The sequence below is a fragment of the Rhodococcus sp. F64268 genome (assembly GCF_023015605.1).
GTDB lineage: Bacteria > Actinomycetota > Actinomycetes > Mycobacteriales > Mycobacteriaceae > Rhodococcus.
Genome location: NZ_JALKAI010000002.1, coordinates 170,083 through 192,875, shown reverse-complemented (window position 1 = coordinate 192,875; position 22,793 = coordinate 170,083). Strand labels below are relative to the sequence as shown.

Here is a 22,793-nt window from a genome sequence, read left to right as displayed (position 1 = left end):
AATACTCAGCGCACGAGGTACGGCGAGACGGAGCTGCGGTGTTCGTTGATGTCGATGTCCTTGCCGAGGGGCGGGAACGCACGCTGCGGGCAATTCATCCGCTCGCACACGCGGCAGCCTGAACCGATCGGAGTGCCGGGGTTCGATTCGTCGAGGTCGAGGCCTTCCGCGTAGACGAGCCGGTGCGCATGGCGTAGTTCGCAGCCGAGGCCGATCGCGAAGGTTTTCGACGGCTGCCCGAAGCGCGCGGCGCGGCGTTCGACGGTGCGTGCGACCCACAGGTAGCGGCGACCGTCGGGCATCTGCGCGATCTGCGTCATGATCTTGCCCGGGTACGCGAAGGTTTCGTACACGTTCCACAACGGGCAGGTACCACCGCTCGTCGAGAAGTGGAACCCGGTGGCGGATTGCCGCTTGGACATGTTGCCTGCCCTGTCGACGCGGACGAACGAGAACGGCACACCGCGCAGCTTCGGGCGTTGCAGGGTCGAAAGGCGGTGCGCGACCGTTTCGTAACTCTGTCCATAGAACGCCGAGAGGCGTTCGATGTCGTAGCGGAAGTCCTCGGCGATCTCGTGGAACTGGGAGTAGGGGAGGATCAGTGCTGCTGCGAAGTAGTTGGCGAGTCCGAGCCGTGCGAGGGTGCGCGACGAGTCGCTGGTGAAGCCTCCGTCGTCGACGAGCTTGTCGATGAGATCGCCGCACTCGAGGTAGGCGAGTTCGGTCGAGAGCTTGAACACCTGCTGTCCTCCCGACAGCTGCGGTGCGATCTCGAGGACCCGGGTCTCGGGGTCGTAGCGGTGCAGCACGTTCTCGCCGAGATCGATTCGTTTGACGACCTGTACGTCGTGGAGTGCAGCCATGCGTTTGGCGATCTCGCCGCCGACATCACCTCGATGGAATCGGATCCGGTTGGCGAGCTCCTCGGCGGCGGTGTCGAGTTCGTGGAGGTAATTCTGTCGCTGATAGAAGTAGTCGCGGACTTCTTCGTGCGGCATCGTGATCGCACCGCTTCCGCTGCCATCGCTGTAGCGGTCCTCTGTCGCGGCGGCGAGCTGCGCGGTGGTGTTGCGGAATCGGCGGTGCATGTTGACCATCGCGCGGGCCAGACCGGGATGGGCGGTGACCATCTCGGCGATCTCCTGCGCGTCGGCGTCGATCCCCATTTCCTGGTCGAGCGCGACCTCACGCATCTCGGCGATCAAGCGGGTATCGTCCTGCGACGAGAAGAAGGTCGTGTCGACGCCGAACACTTCGCTGATCCGCAGCAGCACCGGCACGGTGAGGGGCCGGACATCGTGTTCGATCTGGTTGAGATAGCTCGCAGAGATTTCGAGTGTCTTGGCGAGTGCGGCTTGGCTGAGTCCACGCTCGGTCCGTAGCTGGCGCAAGCGGGCGCCGACGTAGGTCTTGGCCATTCGCCCAGCGTAAGGCGGTTCTACCAGCTTTGCAATGTAGGGTTCGCAACATGGCTAAGGAACGGGTGCATGCTCGCTCTCGAGGCCGAGCCACGAGCCGGGCGCGAATGCTTCGAAATGGATCGCTGCCGGCGACAGCCCTGCGCCGATCAGTTCACGACGGATAGACCTCATGAATTCGATCGGTCCGCATACGTACGTCTGCGCGTCAGGGGGCAACGGGACGCGGGTGAGCGGGTTTCTTCCGTCCTCGTGCTCGCCGTCGAACTCGGTATAGCGCAGGAACAGTTGTGCGTTGGGTAGTGACTTCACCACCGCGCTGAATTCGATTCGCCGTACGTGCTCGTATGCGGACCGCTCCACATGGATGATGGTCACCTTGCGGCCGGGGTTGTACGTGGCCAGATACTGGAGTGTCGCGAGGGTGTTGGTCACGCCGATTCCGGCAGACACCAGGAGCAATGGACGGTCGTCGTCGCTCTCGACGACGACTCCGCCGAACGGCTGCGAAACGGTGAGCTGGTCTCCTTCCTCCACCTGGTCCACGAGGATCGGTGACACCAGCCCGCCCGGCACCCGTTTGACGGACAGGGCCCACTCACCCATCTGGCGACCATGCGTCACCGTGTACTGGCGGATCTGTTCTGTCCCGTCCGCGAAGCGGATGCGGACAGAGGTGTACTGGCCGGGGCGATGAATGCGGAACGGTTTGCCATCGAGGGGGCGCAGGAACAGGGTTGCGGAGTGCTGGCCGTCGTACTCGCGCGCGGCTACCAGTGCTTGCCTCCACACCTGGCCCGCGGCCACACCCGCATTCCGGTACAGCTGTGACTCCTGTTCGGCCAGGGAATTGGCCATCAGGGAGTACACCTCGTTCCAGGCCGCTGCGACCTGGGGAGTGACGGCGTCGCCGAGGACCTCCACGATCGCAGCGAACAGGTGGGTGCGCACGACCTCGTAGAGATCGGATGTCACGCCCAGCGACGCATGCTTGGCGGCGATTCGGCTCATGATCGCGTCGATATCGTCGGGCTCCTGCGTCACGAGCAGCGTTGCGAACGAGGCAACGGAGCTTGCGAGTGCCTGCTGTTGCGAGCGATCGGCTTGATTCGCGCTGTTGAACAGGTTGGTGCGCAGCGAGGGGGCTGCGGCAAACAGCTTCTCGTAGAAGACCTCGGAGATCACGCCGATGCTTGCCCCGACCACGGGCAGGGTCATCTCGACGATCGGACGTGACGTGGCTGAAAGGATGACTGCTCCTCGGTTGTGCGGATGTCAACCGAAGCAGGAGGCGCGCAGCACTCTGCGCGACCGGCCCCGATCCGGTCGTGCGCCACATAGTACGACCGAGCAGGGTGCTTTCAAGGTCATTTACAGGGCGTGTGCGGGCCTGGAAATTCTGTGAAGAAGGACACATCGGGGAACCGCCGGCGGGTCTCTGTGAGGTGGCGGGCGTGGCGGGGAGATGTGCGGCGGACGGCGGCAAGGCGGGAGTAAAAGTCGAGGTCAGTGCTACTGGTGGGTAACTTTCATGTCCTGCGACGCAGTTGTTGGTCTCACCATTGATTAGCAATCTTTGCAAAGCGGCAGGCGAAAATTGCCGAGATTGGCATTAGCAACAGGTAGCGGGGTGTTTTCTGGTGTGTCATTGTCTTCATGTACATCCGAATGGGCCGCAAAGGATGTGAAGTAGTACGAATGTACTGCCTGAACGCCGAGCGGAGTAGATCTAGAGAGTGGAGCTTTGATGTCGACCACCGGCACCCCGAGGACCGCTGAAGAAATCCAGAAGGACTGGGACACGAACCCCCGCTGGAAGGGGATCACCCGCAACTACACGGCCGAGCAGGTCGTCAAGCTGCAGGGCACCGTCGTCGAGGAAGCCACCCTCGCCCGTCGTGGTTCGGAGATCCTGTGGGACCTCGTGAACAACGAGGATTACATCAACTCGCTGGGCGCACTCACCGGCAACCAGGCCGTTCAGCAGGTTCGCGCAGGCTTGAAGGCCATCTACCTGTCCGGCTGGCAGGTCGCGGGCGACGCCAACCTGTCCGGCCACACCTACCCGGACCAGTCGCTGTACCCGGCGAACTCGGTGCCGCAGGTCGTTCGCCGCATCAACAACGCGCTGCTGCGCGCCGACGAGATCGCCAAGGTCGAAGGTGACACCTCGGTCGACAACTGGCTCGCTCCGATCGTCGCCGACGGTGAGGCAGGCTTCGGTGGCGCGCTCAACGTCTACGAGCTGCAGAAGGCCATGATCGCGGCCGGCGTCGCCGGTTCGCACTGGGAAGATCAGCTCGCGTCGGAGAAGAAGTGCGGTCACCTCGGTGGCAAGGTGCTCATCCCGACCCAGCAGCACATCCGCACCCTGACCTCGGCGCGCCTTGCCGCCGACGTCGCAGACGTCCCGACGGTCGTCATCGCCCGCACCGACGCCGAGGCTGCCACGCTGCTCACCTCCGACGTCGACGAGCGCGACCGCGAGTTCCTCGACGGCACCCGCACGGCCGAGGGCTTCTACGGCGTCAAGAACGGCATCGAGCCGTGCATCGCCCGCGCCAAGGCATACGCACCGTACTCCGATCTCATCTGGATGGAGACCGGTGTGCCGGATCTCGAGGTCGCCAAGAAGTTCGCCGAGGCAGTCCGCAGCGAGTTCCCCGACCAGCTGCTGGCGTACAACTGCTCGCCGTCCTTCAACTGGAAGGCTCACCTGGACGACGCGACCATCGCGAAGTTCCAGAAGGAGCTCGGCGCGATGGGCTTCAAGTTCCAGTTCATCACCCTCGCCGGCTTCCACTCGCTCAACTACGGCATGTTCGACCTGGCCCACGGCTACGCCCGTGAAGGCATGACCGCCTTCGTCGACCTGCAGGAGCGCGAGTTCAAGGCTGCAGAGGAGCGAGGCTTCACCGCCATCAAGCACCAGCGTGAGGTCGGCGCAGGCTACTTCGACTCGATCGCCACCACGGTCGATCCGAACACCTCCACGGCTGCCCTGAAGGGCTCCACCGAAGAAGGTCAGTTCCACTAGGAGCTCGCACAGCCTCTCCGGGGCTTCAGCGAACCAGCCAGGCGGCCCGCAATCAGCATTGCGGGCCGCCTGTCCCGAATCCGGGGCATTCGGCCGTACCCGGTGAGTTACCCGTGTACTCGCCCAATCCGTAGTCGCCGAGCACAGGTAGTTGAGGAGATTCGACGTGACCAGCGAAAAGATTCAGCGCGTCGGTGTGATCGGCGCCGGCATCATGGGCTCGGGTATCGCTGAGGTGTGTGCGCGGGCTCATGTGGACGTGCTGGTGTTCGAGCAGACTCGCGAGCTCGCGGCGGCCGGACGCGCGCGGATCCTCCGGTCGCTCGACCGCGGTGTGAGTACCGGGAAGATCACTGAGCGCGAGCGGGAGCAGTCCGCATGGCGGCTTCGTTTCACCTCGGACCTCGAGGACTTCGCAGATCGGCAGCTCGTGGTGGAAGCGGTCGTGGAGGACGAGAAGGTCAAGGCCGAGATCTTCGCCGAGCTCGACAAAGTCGTCACCGACCCCCACGCCGTGCTCGCTTCCAACACGTCGTCGATCCCGATCATGAAGCTCGGAATTGCGACAACGGCACCCGAACGCGTCATCGGGATGCACTTCTTCAACCCGGTCCCGGTACTTCCCCTCGTGGAAGTCGTGACCACCCTCAAAACCAGCCGCGCGGTATCCGGACGCGCGGAGGCCTTCGCAGGCGACATCCTCGGCAAGCAGGTCGTCCGGTCGTCCGATCGGGCAGGATTCATCGCGAACGCCCTGCTCGTGCCGTACCTTCTCTCGGCGGTCCGGATGGTCGAATCCGGTTTCGCCACCAAAGAGGACGTCGACAAAGCGATGGTGCTCGGTTGTGCCCACCCGATGGGACCTCTCGAACTGACCGACCTCGTCGGGCTCGACACCGTCAAATCGATCGCGGACTCCATGTACGACGAATTCAAGGAGCCCCTCTACTCGGCACCTCCGCTGCTTCTCCGTATGGTCGAGGCGGGGCTCGTCGGCAAGAAGTCGGGCGCCGGATTCTACGAGTACGCCGAGAACGGCCGCGCGACCAAGAAAGCCGGTTAGGCAGGCAACACCTACCGCGATAGGTATTGAGGGAGAGGTCGATTCCGGCATGGCAGGCCACGGCTCGAGTATTCTCGGGTACCCGCGTATCGGACCCCGTCGCGAACTCAAGCGTGCTCTCGACTCCTACTGGCACGGCGAGGGCACCCGCAAGGAGATCCTCGAGATCGGCCGTGAGCTACAGGAGAACCTGTGGCGTGAACTGTCCGCTACCGGGTTGACGCAGGTCCCCGGCAACACGTTCTCCTTCTACGACCACGTGCTCGACAATGCACTGCTGTTCGGTGCGGTTCCGGAACGGTTCCGCCCGCTCGTCGACGAACTCGACCCGCTCGACTTCTACTTCATGATGTGCCGGGGCCGCGCAGACTTCCCGCCCCTCGAACTCGTCCGCTGGTTCGGGAGCAACTACCACTATCGTCAGCCCGAACTCGACGAACACACCACATTTCGATTGAACTCGGACGCATTGCTCGACGAGTTCGATCGGGCGATGTCCGAGGGCGTCGAACTGCGGCCCGTCGTACTCGGTCCCGTGTCGCTGCTGCTGCTGTCGAAGGTTGCGCCGACGTCCGAACAGGGCGGGTTCTCGACACTCGCGCTCCTCGATCCGCTACTCGAACAGTACAAGCGACTCTTCGAGCAACTTGCGAAGCGCGGTGCCACCTGTGTGCAACTCGACGAGCCGTCGTTCACCGAGGACCGCACTGCCGGCGAACTCGCTGCCCTGAAACGGGCCTACGACGTGCTCTCGCACGCACCGCTGCGCCCTCGCATCCTCGTGACCGGGCCGTACGGCCATTTCGGTGCGGCACTGCCGATCCTCGCGGCGTCGAAGGTCGAGGCACTCGGCCTGGACCTCGTCAACGGCCGGATGACTCCCGACGAGCTCGCCGCCGTGCCGGGCCTGAAACGCAAGCGGATCTACGCAGGCGTCGTCGACGGACGCAATGTGTGGAAGGTCGATCGGCGCCATACCCTCGACTATCTGCAGTCGCTCGCCGCGGTCGCCCCGGATCTCGTCGTCTCCACATCCTCCTCGTTGCTGCACGTGCCGTACGACCTCCTGGTCGAGTACGACATTCCCGGCGACGTCGCCGATCGGCTGGCGTTCGCGAAACAGAAGGTCGGTGAGGTCGTCTCGCTTGCGAAGGCTCTCACCAGCGGAGCCGAGGAGAAGTGGCGCCGGCCGCCCGTTTCGGTGCATTTCAAGCAGCGGCACGCCGTGCGGGCCCGACTCAACGCGCTCACCGCCGAGCATCGCGTCCGCGCGCCCTACGAGGAACGTCGTGTCGCCCAGCAGAAGCGTTTGACACTTCCACCCGTCCCCACAACCACCCTCGGGTCGTTCCCCCAGAGCGCGGAGGCACGCACGGCGCGGTACGAGCTCGGCCAGGGACGCCTGTCCTACGCGGAATACGCCGCGCTCATCGAGGCCGAGATCGAGTCGACGATCCGGTTGCAGGAGGACATCGGCCTCGACGTTCTCGTGCACGGCGAACACGAGCGCAATGACATGGTGCAGTACTTCGCCGAACGGCTGGAAGGCTTCGCGACCACCCATTTCGGATGGGTGCAGTCCTACGGGTCGCGCTGCACACGCCCGCCGATTCTGTACGGCGACATCGTGCGGCCGAGACCGATGACGGTGGAGTGGACCGCATTCGCGCAGTCCCTCACCGAAAAACCGGTCAAGGGCATCATCACCGGACCCGTCACGATGCTGGCGCGGTCCTATGTCCGGGTAGACCAGCCGCGTCATGAGACGGCCGACCAGCTGGCACTCGCGATCCGGGACGAAATCTCCGATCTGGAGAAGGCGGGGATCGCGATCATCCAGGTCGACGAACCGGCGATCCGTGAATTGCTGCCGTTGCGGCAGGACGGGCGAGCCGAGTACCTCGACTGGGCCGTCGATGCGTTCCGCCTCGCGACCGGTGGGGCCGGGCCCGAGACCCAGATCCACACACACCTGACTTATTCGGGTCAGAAATCGGTGGTCGACGCCATCGAACGGCTCGATGCCGATGTCACCGCGATCGTCGCGACCAGGTCGATCAGCTGGGTGCTCGGGGCGCTCGAGGATCGGGTCCTGACGCACGGTGTCGGACCGGGCGTCTACGAGTCGCGTTCGGCGCGTATTCCCGACATCGACGAACTCGACGAATTGCTGACCGAAGCGGCCGAATCCGTCGACCTCGACCGGCTGTGGGCGAACCCGGACGGTGGACTCAAATCCCGGCGGAACTGGCAGGTTGAGCCGTCGCTGCGCAACCTCGTCGCAGCGGCACGTCGGTTGCGTCGCCGGGCTGTGGCCGCGGCGGAATCCTCGGAACGACTCTGACGCCGTGCACCCGCGGGAGAGCGGCCACTCGTGGGGGAGTAGGTATAGGAACATGAGTGACTCCGCTGTTCCTGTTCCGACCATCACCGCGACGGCGTTCGCTGCCACCGCTGCAGATGCTCCCTTGACGAAGACCACGATCGAGCGCCGTCCGCTGGGTCCGCGTGACGTTCTGATCGAGATCGAATTCGCCGGTATCTGCCACTCGGACATCCATGTGGCCCGCAACGAATGGGGCGGTACCAAGTATCCGGTTGTGCCCGGACACGAGATCGTCGGGCGCGTCGCGGCGACCGGCGACGACGTCATGAAGCACGTCGTCGGCGACCGGGTCGGCGTGGGATGCTTCGTCGATTCGTGCGGTGAGTGCGATCCGTGCGCGACCGGATTCGAACAGCATTGCCTCGAGCGAGTCACCGCGACGTACAACTCCGTCGGCCGCGACGGCCAGGTCACCCAGGGCGGCTACTCGACACACATCGTCGTCACGGAGCACTTCGTACTGAAGGTGCCGGACGGGCTCGATCCTGCTGCAGCGACACCGTTGCTGTGTGCAGGTATCACGTTGTACTCACCGTTGAAGCGCTGGAACGCAGGTCCCGGCACCAAGGTCGCGATCATCGGGATGGGCGGGCTGGGGCACGTCGGTGTCAAGATCGCCGCTGCGATGGGGGCGGAGGTGACCGTGCTCAGCCATTCCTCGGCGAAGAAAGAGGATGGCCTGCGCTTCGGCGCCGTCGACTATCGCGCAACCACCGACCCGGAGATCTTCAAGGAACTTCGCGGCAAGTTCGACCTGATCCTCAACACCGTGTCGGTGAACCTCGACCTGGACCGGTACCTGTCGCTGCTGTCGCTGCATGGTGTTCTCGTCGAACTGGGGCTACCCGAGAATCCACTGTCGCTGCGGGCATTCTCACTCGGCAACAACGACCGGGCGATCGCAGGATCGAACGTCGGAGGGATTGCGTCCACCCAGGAGATGCTCGAGTTCTGTGCAGCGCACGGCATTGCCGCAGAGATCGAGCTGATCTCTGCCGACCGCATCGCCGAGGCCTACGACCGGGTCGTGGCGAGCGACGTGCGGTACCGATTCGTCATCGATGCCGCGACCTTCTGAGCCGGGGCGGAGGGATCGGCTCGGCTCAGAAGTTGTCGCCGAGCTGATCCCGCAGCTGCGCGAGAGTTTTCGCCAGTAGACGGGAGACGTGCATCTGGGACACTCCGACTCGCTCGGCGATCTGCGTCTGCGTCATGTTTCCGAAGAATCGCAGCATGACGATGGAGCGTTCGCGTTCCGGTAGCGCGTCGAGCAACGGGCGCAGAGCTTCGTTGTTCTCGACCTCGTCGAGGGCCGTGTCGTACTCGCCGAGTGTTTCGGCCAGAGTGAGACCGTCGTCGGTCTGAGACGACGAGCGATCCACAGAGATCGTCGTATAGGCATTGCCGGCGACGAGCCCCTGGAGCACTTCCTCCTGGTCGATGCCCAACTCCTGCGCGAGCTCGCTCGCTGAGGGCGCGCGTCCGAGACGCTGCGACAGATCTGCGGTGGCGTGACTCAGTGACAGGTGCAGTTCCTTCATGCGGCGGGGAACCCGCACCGCCCACGCGGTGTCGCGGAAGTGCCGCCGGACCTCACCCATGATCGTGGGCACCGCGAACGACACGAAGTCGGCGCCGCGCTCTGGATCGAACCTGTCGACCGCGTTGACCAGCCCGAGACGCGCGACCTGCAGCAGGTCTTCGAACGACTCACCGCGCCCGTCGAAACGCCGCGCGATGTGTTCTGCGAGTGGGAGGCAGCGTTCGACGACGCGTTCGCGGATCACGGATCGTGCCGCGTCCTTCTCGCCGAGAACAGAGAGCCCTTTCAGATCGTCGAAGACATCGGCGTAATCGTCATTCGACCGTCGGTTCTTCTCTTTCACCGAGCCGCGCTACGGTCGGAGATGGCCATCTCGATAGTGCTCACTGTGTCGCCGCGCTCGTCGACGCCCGACGATACGGACACTGAATCGGTGAGCGAGTTGAGAACATGCCATCCGAACGAGCGGGGCTGCCGGGTAGGAGCGTCCGGGCGGGTGGGGGCCGACAAGCTGATCTTCACTCCGGTCGGCGAAACCTGGAAGCTGCACAGAAGGGTCGACAGCTCAACAGAATTCACGATCAACCGTGTTGCTGCCTCGTCGACCGCGAGTTTGACGTCCTCGACGGTGTCGAGATCGAGGTCGTGTTGCAAGGCGATCGCTGCTGCGACAGCGCGCAGCACCGAAAGCTGGTCGGCATCGGCCTTCACCCGCAGCTCGACTGTGGGTGAAGCATCTTTGTGTGCCGAATCTACCGACGCGGATTTCGCCATGAGTGCCTGTTCTCCGTGACTGCATGTAGCGGTGCTGGGTGTCCTCTTCCAGTTTCTTCGAAGGGAAGACTACCCAGCCTGTGAGTTCTCGAAACACCGCCCTCCGACGCTGCTCCGCTGCGGGTTGGAGATGAGTGATCCAGTTGAGTGCCGGGCGCATCTGCACTAGTGTTGAGTCCGGTTGAGCACACAGCCTGAAGTCGAAGGTGCCGCTTATGGGTGGTATTCCGGCGGGCGAACTGTTGCTGCTGCCGCGCCTGTAGCGCCTTTGAAATTTCTCAGACGTTGGGAAGTGCAATGACTGCTACAGAAAGCCATATCGAGCCGAGCCACACCATTCGCGCCGTTCCGAGCCTTGCCGCGATCAGCTGGGCCGTCGGTGCACAATTTCGCGCGCAACAGATCAGTTCGGCCTTGGTTCGTTTGGGCGTCACCGGAGAGATCGACCTCCGTAACGCTTCTGCACTGAGTGACTACGCCTGTAGACAGCTTCGCTCCTCGCAGCGGATGATCCTGGATCTGTCCGAAGTGGGGTTCTACGGAACGGCGGGCTTGACGGTGTTCCGTGAACTCGATGAGGTAAGCCGCCAGAGCGGTGCACGTTGGGCGCTCGTTGGCGGGAGACCGGTTCAGCGACTGCTGCGTATCGCCGACCCCGACAAGCGGATCTCTCAGCATCTCTCTCTCGAAAGTGCCATGAGATCGCTGAGTTTCGCCGCCTGATGCCACCTGAAGAGCGCGGCAGACTGTAGTGGTCAGTGTGTCGCGACACCGTTGCCGTGCAGGGTGGAGGCTTGCACGGCAACGGTTTTTCTACGCCGATACTGTTGCGATGATAAGCGTCCGGCACGCTATTTCTTTTTCATGCCGCTGAGGGATTCTTCGCGCGGGGATTCTTCGCACGGCACAGGCAGAATCCGCTCGTACACCCGCGCCGTGTCGGCTGCGACGCGATCCCACGAGTACCGTGCGACGGCGCGGTCGCGGCCCGCAATCCCGTAGGTGTCGCGCGTCGTCGGATCGCCGAGTAGCCGCCGTGCGGCCTTCGCGAGTGCCTCGGGAAGTCGGGGTGGTACGAGAATGCCCGTAATACCGTCGACCACGATATCGAGCACGCTGCCTGCTGCCGCCGCGATCACGGGTCGTCCACACGCCATCGCTTCGAGAGGCACAACGCCCAACGCCTCGTACCAGGGGTTGCTCACGACGATGTCCGCCGAACGCAACAGGGCGGGTACCTGGGAGGGCGCGATCCGGCCGGGTATTCGCACGCGGTCAGCTATGCCGCACCGCCGTGCGACGTCGGCAAGCCGTGCTGCTTCCGGGTCGTCGGACAGGTCGCCGCCCGCAGAGCCCCCGGCCACCACGAGTTCGGTCTCGGGAAGTGCCCGCAATGCTTCGATCGTGATGTCGAAACCCATTCGAGGCAAGAGCTTTCCGACCGTGACGATGCGGTACTTCGTTCGGCGGGGGAGGAGCGTGGGCCCGTCGGGTTCGAATCGTCTCACATCGACGCCGCAAGGAATGACGGACGTACGAGTGCGAGGAAGCCCCATGCGAGCGAGTTCGGTTACTTCGTCGGAGCAGGCTGCCAATACTCTGGTGGCCCCATGGGCGGCGAGTTTCTCCAGCCGGATCCGATCCGCCCGGCCGGCATCCCCGGTGCTCCGATGCCGGCCGTTCTGATGTCTGCGTTCGACTATTCCCAGTGCGTGGAAGGTCTGTACGGTGGGAACTCCCAGTTCTCTCGCTGCCAACTGTGCCGCGATTCCCGAGATCCAGAAATGGGCATGTGCGATGTCGGGAAGTTCACGTGACCATTCCTTCCGGAGGAACGAACCGAACTCACCCGTGAAGGGAAGTAGTTCGTCCTTCCCGAGTGGCTCGGGCGGACCCGCCGGAACATGCACTACCTCGTAGTTCGCTTCGGTGCGCACTCGCTCGGGAAGGTCGGTGCTGTCGCGGCGGGTGTAGACCACCACTCGGTGCCCTGCGCGAGCCAACGCAGAAGACAGTTCGGCGATGTGGACGTGTCGTCCATCGACATCGGCATCGTCGAGTGCAGTGAGCGGACTCGCATCTTCCGACACCATGGAGATGTGCATCGGCTTCCTTCCTGGGCGACGAGGCGCAGCTTGTTCGAAAGTCGGACTACGTCGCTGCCGTCGCCGAGATGCCGGCGTACATCACCATCAGAACGAAGAGCGCCCAACCGGTTCCGTGCCAGATAGGCCACCTGCCGCCGGCCTTCCACACCTGATAGGTGCGTACGAAGGCACCGAGCCCCCCCAGAAGGAGCACGACAACAGGGCCGAACATGAGGATCTGGCGGGCGGGATCGGTGCACACGGCAAACTCTGCGTCCGCGCAGCTGTCACCTGACACAGCGGACCATACGATCACTCCGAACATGATCAGTAGGGCGATCACGATCACAGCAGCCGCATACCGAACGGCGCTTCGGAAGGCCTTCGGGTCGCGCCAGCGTTTCTCCACATCCTGGCTCATACCGCAGGTCAACTTCCGACGCGGTCGGTGAGCTGGTCCTGACCGACCTGACGGGCACAATGGGCGCAGCAGAACATCACGCCGTTCGCCTCTACTCCGTGTCCTAGGATTCTGCAATGACAGTGGGCGCACTCGGGCGCCATCGCGACCGCTGCGCACTCGAAACTGTCATATGTGCCGGTCACGTTCTCTCGAGTGACCGTGAAGGTTTTGTCGTAGTCGTTGCCGCATGTGTCGCACGTAGGCATGCCGAAGCTCCTTTCGTGTGAACTTCCGTCCCCCACCGGATGCCCCGCTTCGTCGCTGAGCAAACCCGGGGGAATCCCGGGTTTCACACAGAGGAACCCGGGTCGCCCCCCGAGCGATGGTTTGGAACAGCCGACATCGGGCATCCGGTATAGGTCCGGCCGACAGAATCCGCGATCCGAGGGTTGCGGCAGCCAGTTCGGGTACTCGTCCGACACGATGCGGAAACGACCAGAGGAGGGCACATGAGCGTCTCCGATCCTGAACCGCACGGCAATACCGATCCGAGCCCCGACAGCACGCCCGATCTGGATGGAGGCGGTGGCGTGCGCCCTGGGTCGACACCGCCCGAGTCGTCGGGCACCTCGGGTCTGTCTGCGCCGGAACCACGTACGAGCTTCAGGTTTCCACCCACCGGGTGGCTCACGATGGCTGCGGTCGTGGTGATCGTTCTGATCTTCGTGGCTCTGATCATCGGACTGCTGCTCTGAAGGAGTGGTGGCACTGCATGGCCGGTGGAACGGAAGACACGGCCCGAACAGGTGAATCAACAGCAGTTGAATCCACACGAGAAGGGATCAATCGCAATGACTGATGACAAGAGCGGCCCCAGCGAGGGCATCAAAGGTGCAGTCGAAGGAGTGAAGGGTAAGGCCAAGGAAGCCGCCGGGGCTCTGGTCGGAAACGACGACCTCGCTCGCGAGGGGCGCGCCCAGCAGGACAAAGCAGAAAGCCAGCGGGAAGTAGCCAAGAAGGAAGCCGAGGCAGAGAAGGCCCGCGCCGAAGCCGAGGCGGACGAAGCGCGGCAGCGGTCACAGCAGTAGCTCGCACCGTAATTGTCGGGGGGTGCCCGAGGTCTGGATCAGGCCTCGGGCACTCGGTCGTGCAGTGTCATCAGGAGATGGTCGAATTCGGTGCGCGCGATCGGCTGTGCGCCGGAACCGCCTGCTGCCTCGGCGACCAGTTGTTCCGCAAGCGCTCGCACCTTGACATTGGTCTCCTGGGAACGCCAGGCGAGTACCTCGAAGGCGCGTTCGGCGGACACGGCGTACACCACCATCAAGATCCCCTTGGCCTGTTCGATCACGGCGCGGGCGCCGGCGAGGGCCGACACAGCCACATCCACGCCTTCCCGGATATCTTCCTCGATGGCTTCGGAAAGATCGAGATAGAACCCGCTGGTGCCGAGTATGGTGCCATCTCTGTCCAACAGCCGGTCGCCGATCACCGCCACGCTCTTGACGTTGCCAGCGGTATCGATGATGCGATGTTTACTGCTGAACGGTTCGCCCGTGGTCCGGACCGCCTGGAGCAGCTCTGCGAGTTTCTTCTTGTCGTCGGGATGCTTGTGATGCAGCAGCAATGCGGTGGTGGGATGAACTGTGCCCGGTACGTAGCCGTGCATCGCCGCCACCGCGTCGGACCACTCCCACGTGTCGTCGGCGAGCAGGTAACGGAAGCTTCCGACATGCGGGGACTGGGTGCCCTCGAAGCGGCGCGCTACGGCAGCCGTGTCGGAAGTAGAGACACTTTCCTTCATAGGTCAGATTATGCGTCACCCCATACCGGGATGGTTCACCGGAAGGTGCATACGGGGCGCGACGCGCCGTGGTGGGCTATGCCGTCTGCAGATCGTCGAGGAAGGTGCGCGCCCACCGGGCGACATCGTGCTTCATGACCTGGTCGTGCATCGCGCGCATACGCCGAGTCAACCCGGGATCGTCGAATCGGACGGCGGTGAGTATCGCGTTCTTCACGTCCTCGAGATCGTGGGGATTCACCAGCAAAGCGCGGCGCAATTCTGCCGCGGCCCCGGCGAATTCGCTGAGAACAAGTGCACCTTTACCATCTCCGTGGCAGGCCACGTACTCTTTCGCGACGAGGTTCATGCCGTCGCGCAGCGGTGTCACGAGCATTACGTCGGCGCCGGTGTACATCGCAACGAGCTCGTCCCGTGCGACCGGACGATGGATGTAGTGCACGACAGGGCCGCGCAGACGACCGAACTCGCCGTTGATCCGGCCCACTTCCCGCTCGACGTCGTCGCGCAACGAGGCATAGGCTTCGAGACGCTCGCGGCTGGGGGTGGCGAGTTGCACCATCACAGTCTTTTCGGGATCGAGTTCTCCCTCCACGAACAACTCCCGCAAGGCCTCGACACGCAGCTCGATGCCCTTGGTGTAGTCGAGCCGATCCACGCCCAGCAGAAAGATCTCGGGATCACCGAGTTCCGCCCGGATCTGTTCGGCGCGCAGCACGGTGTTCGGCTCGGTGGAGGAGTCGCGCAGCCGCGCCGAGTCGATGGAGATCGGATAGGCGCCTACGCGCACACTCCGTGTACCGAGGTCGATGCGGCCGCCCGCGGACAGATGGGTGCTGGACGGCGCGGAAAGTCGTCGTGCGAGGTACCGGAAATTCTCGGCGCCTCCCGGAAGGTGGAATCCGACGAGGTCGGCGCCGAGCAGGCCCTCCACGATCGCCTTTCGCCACGGCAGTTGCAGGAACAGTTCTGGCGGTGGGAACGGAATGTGCAAGAAGAAACCGATCCTGACATCCGGCCGCAACTCGCGGAGCATATGGGGAACGAGTTGGAGCTGATAGTCGTGGACCCACACGGTGGCACCCTGTGCGGCGGCCAGCGAGGCGGCTCGGGCAAAGCGGCGGTTGACTTCCTGGTAGGTATGCCACCATTCCCGGCGGAAGGTCGGGGCAACCAGGGCATCGTGATAGAGCGGCCAGAGCGTCGAGTTGGCAAACCCCTCGTAGTATTCGGCGACCTCGTGTTCATCCAGGGGCACCGGATGGAGGGCCAGTCCGTCTTCGATGAACGGATCGAGTGCTACACCGGCGGTGCCCGTCCATCCCACCCACGAGCCTTCGACGGAGCGGAGGACCGGCTCGAGAGCCGTGACGAGTCCACCGGGACTGCGCTGCCATCGCGCGGGACCGTCGTCGGACTGCTCGACGAGATCGACGGGAAGGCGGTTCGCCACCACGACGAAATCGCTCGGCCTTGCTCCTCTCATGCTTGTTGCTCCGGCCCCTCACCCGGCCGGCTGCCGATCGGCGAAGACGTCGATCACTGCCGAGCAGAACGCGGGCAGATCTGCAGGGTTACGGCTGGACACCAGGTTCTTGTCGATGACCACTTCCTCGTCCACCACCGTGCCACCCGCGTTCCGGATGTCGGTGCGGACGCTCGGATACGACGTCAACGTCCGATCACGCACGACGTCGGCTTCGACGAGCGTCCACGGACCGTGGCAGATGACGCCGACGGGTCGGCCCGAGGTGACGAAATCACGGACGAATGCGACCGCCTTTGCGTCTTGACGGAGGTGGTCGGGATTGGTTGTACCACCGGGTAGGAGGAGACCGTCGAAGTCGTCCACCGACGCGTCTGCCACAAGCTGGTCCACCGAGTACTTGCCCGCGGCGTGCACATCCTTCTCCATCGCCTGGATCTCCCCGCTCTCCAGCGACAGCAACCGCACTGTGGCACCCTCCCGCTCAACCGCGCGCCGGGGCTCGACGAGCTCCACTTCTTCGACGCCGTCGGTCGCGAGGATGGCGATGGTCCGGCCGGTCAGACGTCCAGGCTGTGCTGTGTCCATGATGGTCACCCTTCTTCGAAGTCGATGGTTTCCGCATACCCGCTGCCAGCTGGTGAGCAAACGTGACACCCGCGCGTGAGTCGGTGCCGGGTCGGCCCGAACAGCTGACCGGATTCTTCTGCTGCCCAGTCCGTTTGCCTTCCCGGACTGCGGGTACGCCGGTGTGCACCAATCGACGAGCGGAGGAACGATGAAAGCAGTGACATGGCAGGGACGACGTCACGTGAGTGTCGACACCGTCCCCGACCCGCGAATCGAAGAGCCGACCGACGCTGTCATCAAGGTCACGACCACCAATCTGTGTGGCTCCGATCTGCACCTGTACGAAGTGCTCGGTGCGTTCATGACTCCCGGCGACATCCTCGGTCATGAGCCCATGGGCATCGTGGAAGAGGTGGGCTCTGCCGTCACGAAACTGGCGCCCGGCGACCGGGTGGTCATCCCCTTCCAGATCTCGTGCGGGGGGTGTTTCATGTGCGATCACGGTCTTTACTCGCAGTGCGAGACCACCCAGGTGCGTGAGCAGGGAAGCGGGGCCGCGTTGTTCGGATACTCGAAGCTGTACGGCAGTATTCCCGGCGGGCAAGCGCAGTATCTGCGCGTTCCCCACGCCGACACGACCCACATCAAAGTCCCGGACGGCCCCGCCGACGATCGATTCGTGTATCTCTCCGACGTACTTCCGACCGCATGGCAGGCCGTCGAATACGCCGAGATCCCGGAGGGCGGCACGGTCACCGTGCTCGGACTCGGCCCGATCGGCGATATGGCAGGTCGTATCGCGATGCACCGTGGCGCTCGGGTCATCGGCGTCGACCTCGTGCCGGAACGGCTTGCACGCTCCGCCGCTAGAGGCATGGACGTCATCGATCTCGGTGACGTCGGTTCCGGACTCGCAGATCTCATCCGGGACCGCACCGATGGCCGGGGCACCGATTCGGTCATCGACGCAGTAGGTATGGAAGCTCATGGCTCACCCGTCGCCAAGTTGGCGCAGACGGCCACCGGCTACCTTCCGTCGGCCATTGCCGCCCCGATGATGGAGCGGATGGGAGTCGACCGGCTGAATGCGCTGTACACCGCGATCGACGTGGTGCGCCGCGGAGGAACCATATCTCTGTCCGGTGTATACGGCGGAATGAGCGATCCGATGCCGATGCTGACCATGTTCGACAAGCAGATTCGGCTTCGCATGGGCCAGGCCAATGTGTTGCACTGGGTGCCCCGGATATTGCCTCTTCTCACCGACGACGACCCACTCGGAGTGGATGCGTTCGCCACCCACCGGTTGTCATTGGCAGAGGCACCCCATGCATACGACATCTTCCAGCGAAAGCAGGACGGCGCGGTGAAGGTCGTCTTCACGCCTTGACCGACCGACCGGACGCAAGGCCCCGTGGGGGCGATCGCCCGCGATCTATGCCAGGACCGGATCGAACGCCGGCCCATCGGCCGGAGGCTGCTGGGTTCGGCGCTCCACCCGAGCACCCAGCGCGAACGCGAGGTGCCCGCCGAGGGTGCCGCCGAAGCCGATCATTACGGCTGCGACCGTGCTCGCTGCTACCGCAGCGGGACGGTCGCCTCGCCGTCGCCCCAGGTAGGAAAGGCCCATCAGGGCGATGCCGGTTCCGTTGACCGCAGCATGAACCATCCCGACCCGTCGTTGCTGTAGGTCGCATTCGGCGAAGTCGGCCCAGCCGGTGAGCGCGGACGGCAGAGCTGCGACCAGCCCGACCCCGATGAGCTGCCGTGCGGTCTCCGGTTTGCGGAAGACGAAGTCGAACAGCGGCGCACACGACCAGGCACCGATCGGGATGGCAACCAGTGCGGGGTGCAGTGGATGGCCCGGAGCCACGTCACCGCGCAACAGATCACCCGGTACGCCTGCGGTAATACGTCGGACAACATCTCGGACGGCCGTCGAGGGTCGATCGAGTGCTGTGGCGGATTCGAGTGTCGAGAACAATCCCGTCATGGGTCGCGAGTACCTCGGATGAACGGTTCGAAACACCCGGCAATGGCGATTGTTCGCCCGATCCGGTTTCGGACACTGTCAGCCGGGTAGCTGGAGAGGCAGTCGCTGCACGTGCTGTGCTCCGCTGACAATCGCGCGCACGCGTTTATTGCGCTGAGGAGGGTTCGATGGCCGGTCAGAATGTCGCAGACTACCTACTCGAACGGTTGCGTCTGGGGGTTCATCAAGACCGGTATCAAGACCGAGGCCAGGAATTCCTCCCGCGTACGCAAAACGAGAACTGACCGAATACTCGACGCTGCGCGACTGCGGTGTCACTCGATGGTGTCACCCGGTTCGCTGGTCGCCGTTACCACTGGCGTGCAGTGTTATTCGGTCTCCGGTGAACTTCGACCGAAGACCGGAGGTCGAACAACCGCACGTCAGCGCAGACGGTACCGTCAGGGGACGGCCACGGCGGAGCGTTCGCTCACACCGGAAGTTCAGAATTTCCGGAAATCTAGAAATCGGTGTCGATGCACGCCAGGCGGTCACCGGCCATTCCGGCCTCACCCGGTCCAGTCATGGTGTGCTGTGCATGAAGGACCACAGAGTTGGCCTCATCGTCGCGAAACTCCCAGTCGACGGTCGTCGACGCCTGGGCGGCGCCGTTCTCGTCGGTCGTGATATCGAGCCAGATCTCATTCTGTGGGTTCGCGTAGGCCGGGTCCGTCGACGGCGCGTCCGGGGTTGCCGCGGGGTCGAGGTCGTTCTGGTAATGCGGACCCGAGTCGGATGGTTGCGGCCCGCACGGCCGAGTGTGCACGTGCACGCCGAAGTCGCGGTTCGGTGCCAGACCCGTCGCGTCGAGAGTGATCGTCGTGCGGCCGTCCTCGTCCTCGGAGTCGACCCTCACCACCGAGCCGACTGGCACGGCGGCTTCGTCGTAGGTGAAGGCATCGTCGTCGTCGTCGCCTACGGACTCTCCGGGTGTCTGGAAGGCGCCGGCCATCCCGGGCGCCGGGGTGGGTATGTCGTCGGTGGTCGTCTCGGCGGTGGTGAGGGGTGGTGTTTCGACGGTGGCATCGTCGGTAGTCGCTTCGTCGTCGCTGCAGCCGGCGGCGACGAGAGCGGCCAGTGACACCGCCGCGATCATGGTGGTGTGTCGTGTGTTCATGAATGTCGCGTACCCGCGGCGCACAGGAACGAACCCTGGATTCGTCACCAGGTATGCATTTCGGACCGAGCTTCCGGCGAACGTCAGTGATCCCTCAGAGCGTCGATGAGCTCGTCCTTTGTCATCTTCGAGTATCCGGTGACACCGATTTCCTTGGCACGTTCCTTCAACTCGGGGACCGTCCGTTCCTCGTAATCGGTGGCCTTGCCACCCTTGTGTCCGACCGACGAGCGTCCTTCGTTCGCCGCGGCATTGGAGATACGTGCGGCCTTCTCCTTGGAGTCACCTTCGTCGCGCAGTTCCTCGTACAACTCCTGATCCTTCAGATGCGGATCAGAGCCCTTTTCCGGCATGACAGTCCTCCTCGTTGGTCACCTCCACGCGTACCCGGCGGCTTCACCGTAAAACCCGGGTCCGCGTTTCTCACGAAGTCCGGCGCGTGCGTCCTGATCGTGGGAGATTCGGACGGTGGGCACTGCCGATCGAATCCCCGACTCGGTACTGGACGATGTCGGTACTTTTGCACGTTCGCCGACCGTCGCCTGGATTCGACGAGGTGCGGTCGTGCTCCTTGCCGTGATCGTCCTGGTCGGTCTCACCGGCAGATTGGGCGTGTACAGCGCGACCACCCACGCATCCGGCGGTGGATACGAACTCCACCTCGAATATCCGCGGATCGCGCGACCCGGACTGGACGTCCCTTGGAATCTGACGGTCCGGAAACCAGGGGGATTCACCGAGCCTGTGGTGATCGCCGTCGATTCCGACTATTTCGATATCTTCGAAAGTCAGGGGTGGGCGCCTGAACCGTCGGCGGAGACCTCCGATGCCGACCGCATCTATATGACCCTCGACCCGCCTCCCGGTGACACGCTCTCACTTGGGTTCGACGCGTATATCCAACCGTCCAGCCAGAGAGGAGCATCGGGTTCGGTATCCGTGCACGAGAACGGAATCGATGTGGTCACTGTGGATTTCAAGACGTGGGTGGTGCCCTGATGGAGATCATCGTCCGCGCGGCGGTTCTCTTTCTGTTCCTGTGGGTGGTCACGCGGATCGTCGGGCGGTCGACGGTGGGCGAACTGAGTACCTTCCAGCTGATCCTCTACATCGCGATGGGAGATCTCATCCAGCAGGGAGTCACGCAGCAGGATTACTCCGTCACTGCGGCTGTCCTGACGGTCGGCGTGTTCGCCTTGCTCACCATGGGACTGTCATGGATCAATTCCCGGTTTCCCCGCATGCGGGGTATCACGCACGGAATTCCTGTCATCATCGTCCGCGACGGAGTCCCCGACTTGCACCGACTGCGTACCGAACGGATGTCGCTCGACGATCTGATGAGCAGTGCACGTCAGAAAGGTATTCGGCGTTTCGACGAGATCGAACTCGCTGTCCTCGAGACCAATGGACGCGTATCGTTCTTCACCCGGGCCGAGGGAGGGGCCGACGAGTCGGCACATCCGGACATCATTTGACCGTGGCCGGTGGCCGTTTGGCCGTGGCACGCATGGGTACCCGATGTCAGACACTGTCTGCTGAAGGAGGCCACGATGACGGATCCCAACTTCACGACCGACGACGCCGGTATTCCGGTTACGAGTGACGAGCATTCGCTGACCATCGGTACCGATGGACCCGTCCTGCTCCAGGACCACTACCTGATCGAAAAGATGGCCCAGTTCAACCGCGAGCGCGTCGCGGAGCGCCAACCTCACGCGAAAGGTGGCGGTGCCTACGGGCGATTCGAGGTCACCGAGGACGTCTCCGCCTACACGAAGGCAGATCTGTTCCAGCCCGGTAAGAAGACCGACCTGCTTATCAGGTTCTCGACCGTTGCCGGGGAACGCGGCAGCCCCGACACGTGGCGCGACCCGCGCGGTTTCGCGATCAAGTTCTACACCGACCAGGGCAACTACGACATGGTCGGCAACAACACCCCGATCTTCTTCATGCGTGACCCGATGAAGTTTCAGGATTTCATCCGGTCCCAGAAGCGCCGCGCCGACAACAATCTGCGCGACCACGACATGCAATGGGACTTTTGGACGCTCTCTCCTGAGTCGGCACACCAGGTCACCTGGCTGATGGGTGACCGCGGTATTCCGCGCACGTGGCGCCATATGAACGGCTACTCGAGCCACACCTACATGTGGGTGAACGCCGAGGGCAAGAAATTCTGGGTGAAGTACCATTTCAAGACCGACCAGGGAATCGAGTACTTCACCCAGCACGAGGCCGACCAGATGGCATCGATGGATACGGACTATCACACGCGTGACCTGTGGGAACACATCGAAGCGGGCGAGTACCCGAGTTGGACCTTGAATATGCAGATCATGCCGTTCGAGGATGCGGACAACTACCGCTTCAACCCGTTCGACCTGACGAAGGTGTGGCCACACGGCGACTATCCATTGATCTCGGTCGGCACGATGACGCTCGATCGTAATCCCACCGATTACCACTGCGAGATCGAGCAGGCCGCGTTCGAGCCGAGCAACCTGGTTCCCGGCATCGGCCCGAGTCCGGACAAGATGCTCCTCGGACGGTTGTTCTCGTATCCCGATGCCCACCGGTATCGTATCGGCGCCAACTACAAGGAACTGCCGGTCAACAAACCGCATGTCCCCGTCCGGTCCTATTCGAAGGACGGAAACATGCGGCACCACAATCCCGGTGACCCGGTTTACGTTCCGAATTCCAAGGGCGGGCCCCACGCGGATCCGTCGCAGGTCGGAGAGACCGCCACATGGCAGAGCTCGGGCGATATGGTGCGCGCACCCTACGCGCTGCACAGCGAGGATGACGACTGGGGCCAGGCCGGAACGATGGTTCGGGAAGTTCTCGACGATGAAGCCCGGGATCGGTTGGTGGACAACGTCGTCGGGCATCTTCTCAATGGTGTCACCGAACCCGTTCTCGAGCGGGCGTTCGAGTACTGGCGCAACATCGACAAGCCCCTCGGCGACCGGATCGTCAGCGGTGTCTCCGAGAAGAAGACGGCGAAGGACCCGAAGGCAGGGCAACAAGCGAACCCCGCGCGGAGCAGCGCACAGGAGAAAGCCTGATC

The 22,793-nt window shown here is 63.5% G+C and carries 24 protein-coding genes; 11 read left to right on the top strand and 13 right to left on the bottom strand.

Going from position 1 to position 22,793, the window contains the following annotated elements; all coding sequences use genetic code 11:
- Positions 1-5: 5 nt before the first annotated feature.
- On the bottom strand, positions 6-1,418 hold the full coding sequence (gene ramB, locus MWU77_RS05395) for an acetate metabolism transcriptional regulator RamB (protein WP_247273126.1): 1,413 nt from the start codon (positions 1,416-1,418) through the stop codon (positions 6-8).
- Between the two features lie 54 nt (positions 1,419-1,472).
- Positions 1,473-2,636, bottom strand: a complete 1,164-nt coding sequence (locus MWU77_RS05390) for a globin domain-containing protein (RefSeq protein ID WP_247273125.1) — start codon at positions 2,634-2,636, stop codon at positions 1,473-1,475.
- A 529-nt stretch (positions 2,637-3,165) separates the two neighbouring features.
- On the opposite strand from MWU77_RS05390, the gene aceA reads away from it, so the two are divergent.
- The 4 genes from aceA (at position 3,166) to MWU77_RS05370 (ending at position 8,982) form a co-directional block, all read left to right on the top strand.
- The gene (aceA, locus tag MWU77_RS05385) at positions 3,166-4,455 is read left to right on the top strand and encodes an isocitrate lyase (RefSeq protein WP_169686904.1); all 1,290 of its coding nucleotides are present in this window, start codon (positions 3,166-3,168) and stop codon (positions 4,453-4,455) included.
- Between the two features lie 166 nt (positions 4,456-4,621).
- The gene (locus MWU77_RS05380) at positions 4,622-5,518 is read left to right on the top strand and encodes a 3-hydroxybutyryl-CoA dehydrogenase (RefSeq protein ID WP_169686903.1); all 897 of its coding nucleotides are present in this window, start codon (positions 4,622-4,624) and stop codon (positions 5,516-5,518) included.
- Between the two features lie 49 nt (positions 5,519-5,567).
- On the top strand, positions 5,568-7,862 hold the full coding sequence (metE, locus tag MWU77_RS05375; RefSeq protein WP_247273124.1) for a 5-methyltetrahydropteroyltriglutamate--homocysteine S-methyltransferase: 2,295 nt from the start codon (positions 5,568-5,570) through the stop codon (positions 7,860-7,862).
- A gap of 52 nt (positions 7,863-7,914) precedes the next feature.
- Positions 7,915-8,982, top strand: a complete 1,068-nt coding sequence (locus tag MWU77_RS05370; protein WP_247273123.1) for an NAD(P)-dependent alcohol dehydrogenase — start codon at positions 7,915-7,917, stop codon at positions 8,980-8,982.
- Positions 8,983-9,007: 25 nt separating this feature from the next.
- Here the strand turns inward: MWU77_RS05370 and MWU77_RS05365 are convergent, their stop codons facing one another.
- Together MWU77_RS05365 and MWU77_RS05360 are read right to left on the bottom strand one after the other, a co-directional pair.
- Positions 9,008-9,790, bottom strand: a complete 783-nt coding sequence (locus MWU77_RS05365) for a SigB/SigF/SigG family RNA polymerase sigma factor (RefSeq protein ID WP_169686900.1) — start codon at positions 9,788-9,790, stop codon at positions 9,008-9,010.
- Positions 9,787-10,221: an ATP-binding protein gene (locus MWU77_RS05360; protein ID WP_169686899.1), complete on the bottom strand. Its 435-nt coding sequence runs from the start codon at positions 10,219-10,221 to the stop codon at positions 9,787-9,789. The genes MWU77_RS05365 and MWU77_RS05360 overlap by 4 nt, the downstream gene beginning before the upstream one ends.
- Positions 10,222-10,518: 297 nt before the next feature.
- Here MWU77_RS05360 and MWU77_RS05355 point away from each other — a divergent pair, with 297 nt between their 5' ends.
- Positions 10,519-10,944, top strand: a complete 426-nt coding sequence (locus MWU77_RS05355) for an STAS domain-containing protein (protein WP_169686898.1) — start codon at positions 10,519-10,521, stop codon at positions 10,942-10,944.
- Positions 10,945-11,072: 128 nt separating this feature from the next.
- Here MWU77_RS05355 and MWU77_RS05350 read toward each other — a convergent pair whose 3' ends face one another.
- Genes MWU77_RS05350 through MWU77_RS05340 form a run of 3 tightly spaced genes read right to left on the bottom strand, consistent with a single transcriptional unit; the run spans position 11,073 to position 12,977 of the window.
- Positions 11,073-12,326, bottom strand: a complete 1,254-nt coding sequence (locus tag MWU77_RS05350; protein WP_247273122.1) for a glycosyltransferase — start codon at positions 12,324-12,326, stop codon at positions 11,073-11,075.
- A 46-nt stretch (positions 12,327-12,372) separates the two neighbouring features.
- A complete protein-coding gene (locus tag MWU77_RS05345) occupies positions 12,373-12,729 on the bottom strand; it encodes a hypothetical protein (RefSeq protein ID WP_169686896.1) in 357 nt (118 codons plus the stop codon).
- 8 nt (positions 12,730-12,737) lie between these two features.
- Positions 12,738-12,977 (bottom strand): hypothetical protein, encoded by a 240-nt coding sequence (locus tag MWU77_RS05340; protein WP_169686895.1) that lies wholly within the window; start codon positions 12,975-12,977, stop codon positions 12,738-12,740.
- A gap of 243 nt (positions 12,978-13,220) precedes the next feature.
- Here MWU77_RS05340 and MWU77_RS05335 point away from each other — a divergent pair, with 243 nt between their 5' ends.
- Both MWU77_RS05335 and MWU77_RS05330 read left to right on the top strand, forming a co-directional pair.
- On the top strand, positions 13,221-13,466 hold the full coding sequence (locus tag MWU77_RS05335; protein ID WP_169686894.1) for a DUF6480 family protein: 246 nt from the start codon (positions 13,221-13,223) through the stop codon (positions 13,464-13,466).
- A gap of 96 nt (positions 13,467-13,562) precedes the next feature.
- The gene (locus tag MWU77_RS05330; protein ID WP_169686893.1) at positions 13,563-13,799 is read left to right on the top strand and encodes a CsbD family protein; all 237 of its coding nucleotides are present in this window, start codon (positions 13,563-13,565) and stop codon (positions 13,797-13,799) included.
- 38 nt (positions 13,800-13,837) lie between these two features.
- On the opposite strand, the gene MWU77_RS05325 is transcribed toward MWU77_RS05330, so the two are convergent.
- The 3 genes from MWU77_RS05325 to MWU77_RS05315 all read right to left on the bottom strand — a co-directional run bounded on the left by MWU77_RS05325 (position 13,838) and on the right by MWU77_RS05315 (position 16,589).
- Positions 13,838-14,515 carry a PAS and ANTAR domain-containing protein gene (locus MWU77_RS05325; RefSeq protein WP_247273121.1) on the bottom strand — a complete coding sequence of 226 codons (678 nt, stop codon included), beginning with the start codon at positions 14,513-14,515 and terminating at the stop codon, positions 13,838-13,840.
- Between the two features lie 76 nt (positions 14,516-14,591).
- Entirely contained in the window at positions 14,592-16,001 is a 1,410-nt protein-coding gene (locus MWU77_RS05320) for a trehalose-6-phosphate synthase (RefSeq protein ID WP_247273120.1), read from the bottom strand.
- Positions 16,002-16,019: 18 nt separating this feature from the next.
- Complete coding sequence (locus MWU77_RS05315; RefSeq protein ID WP_169686890.1) at positions 16,020-16,589, bottom strand: type 1 glutamine amidotransferase domain-containing protein; 570 nt, start codon at positions 16,587-16,589, stop codon at positions 16,020-16,022.
- A gap of 190 nt (positions 16,590-16,779) precedes the next feature.
- Here MWU77_RS05315 and MWU77_RS05310 point away from each other — a divergent pair, with 190 nt between their 5' ends.
- Positions 16,780-17,961, top strand: a complete 1,182-nt coding sequence (locus tag MWU77_RS05310; RefSeq protein WP_247273119.1) for a zinc-dependent alcohol dehydrogenase — start codon at positions 16,780-16,782, stop codon at positions 17,959-17,961.
- A 45-nt stretch (positions 17,962-18,006) separates the two neighbouring features.
- Here MWU77_RS05310 and MWU77_RS05305 read toward each other — a convergent pair whose 3' ends face one another.
- The 3 genes from MWU77_RS05305 to MWU77_RS05295 form a co-directional block, all read right to left on the bottom strand.
- Positions 18,007-18,564 (bottom strand): DUF2231 domain-containing protein, encoded by a 558-nt coding sequence (locus MWU77_RS05305; RefSeq protein ID WP_169686889.1) that lies wholly within the window; start codon positions 18,562-18,564, stop codon positions 18,007-18,009.
- 499 nt (positions 18,565-19,063) lie between these two features.
- Complete coding sequence (locus MWU77_RS05300; RefSeq protein ID WP_169686888.1) at positions 19,064-19,720, bottom strand: superoxide dismutase family protein; 657 nt, start codon at positions 19,718-19,720, stop codon at positions 19,064-19,066.
- Positions 19,721-19,803: 83 nt separating this feature from the next.
- Complete coding sequence (locus MWU77_RS05295; protein WP_247273118.1) at positions 19,804-20,073, bottom strand: Rho termination factor N-terminal domain-containing protein; 270 nt, start codon at positions 20,071-20,073, stop codon at positions 19,804-19,806.
- Positions 20,074-20,188: 115 nt separating this feature from the next.
- Between MWU77_RS05295 and MWU77_RS05290 the strand changes: the two genes are divergently transcribed.
- The 3 genes from MWU77_RS05290 (at position 20,189) to MWU77_RS05280 (ending at position 22,791) form a co-directional block, all read left to right on the top strand.
- Positions 20,189-20,719, top strand: a complete 531-nt coding sequence (locus MWU77_RS05290) for a hypothetical protein (RefSeq protein ID WP_247273117.1) — start codon at positions 20,189-20,191, stop codon at positions 20,717-20,719.
- Positions 20,719-21,198: a DUF421 domain-containing protein gene (locus MWU77_RS05285; protein ID WP_247273428.1), complete on the top strand. Its 480-nt coding sequence runs from the start codon at positions 20,719-20,721 to the stop codon at positions 21,196-21,198. Before MWU77_RS05290 ends, MWU77_RS05285 begins: the two co-directional genes overlap by 1 nt.
- Before the next feature lie 75 nt (positions 21,199-21,273).
- Positions 21,274-22,791 carry a catalase gene (locus MWU77_RS05280; RefSeq protein WP_247273116.1) on the top strand — a complete coding sequence of 506 codons (1,518 nt, stop codon included), beginning with the start codon at positions 21,274-21,276 and terminating at the stop codon, positions 22,789-22,791.
- Positions 22,792-22,793 lie beyond the last annotated feature (2 nt).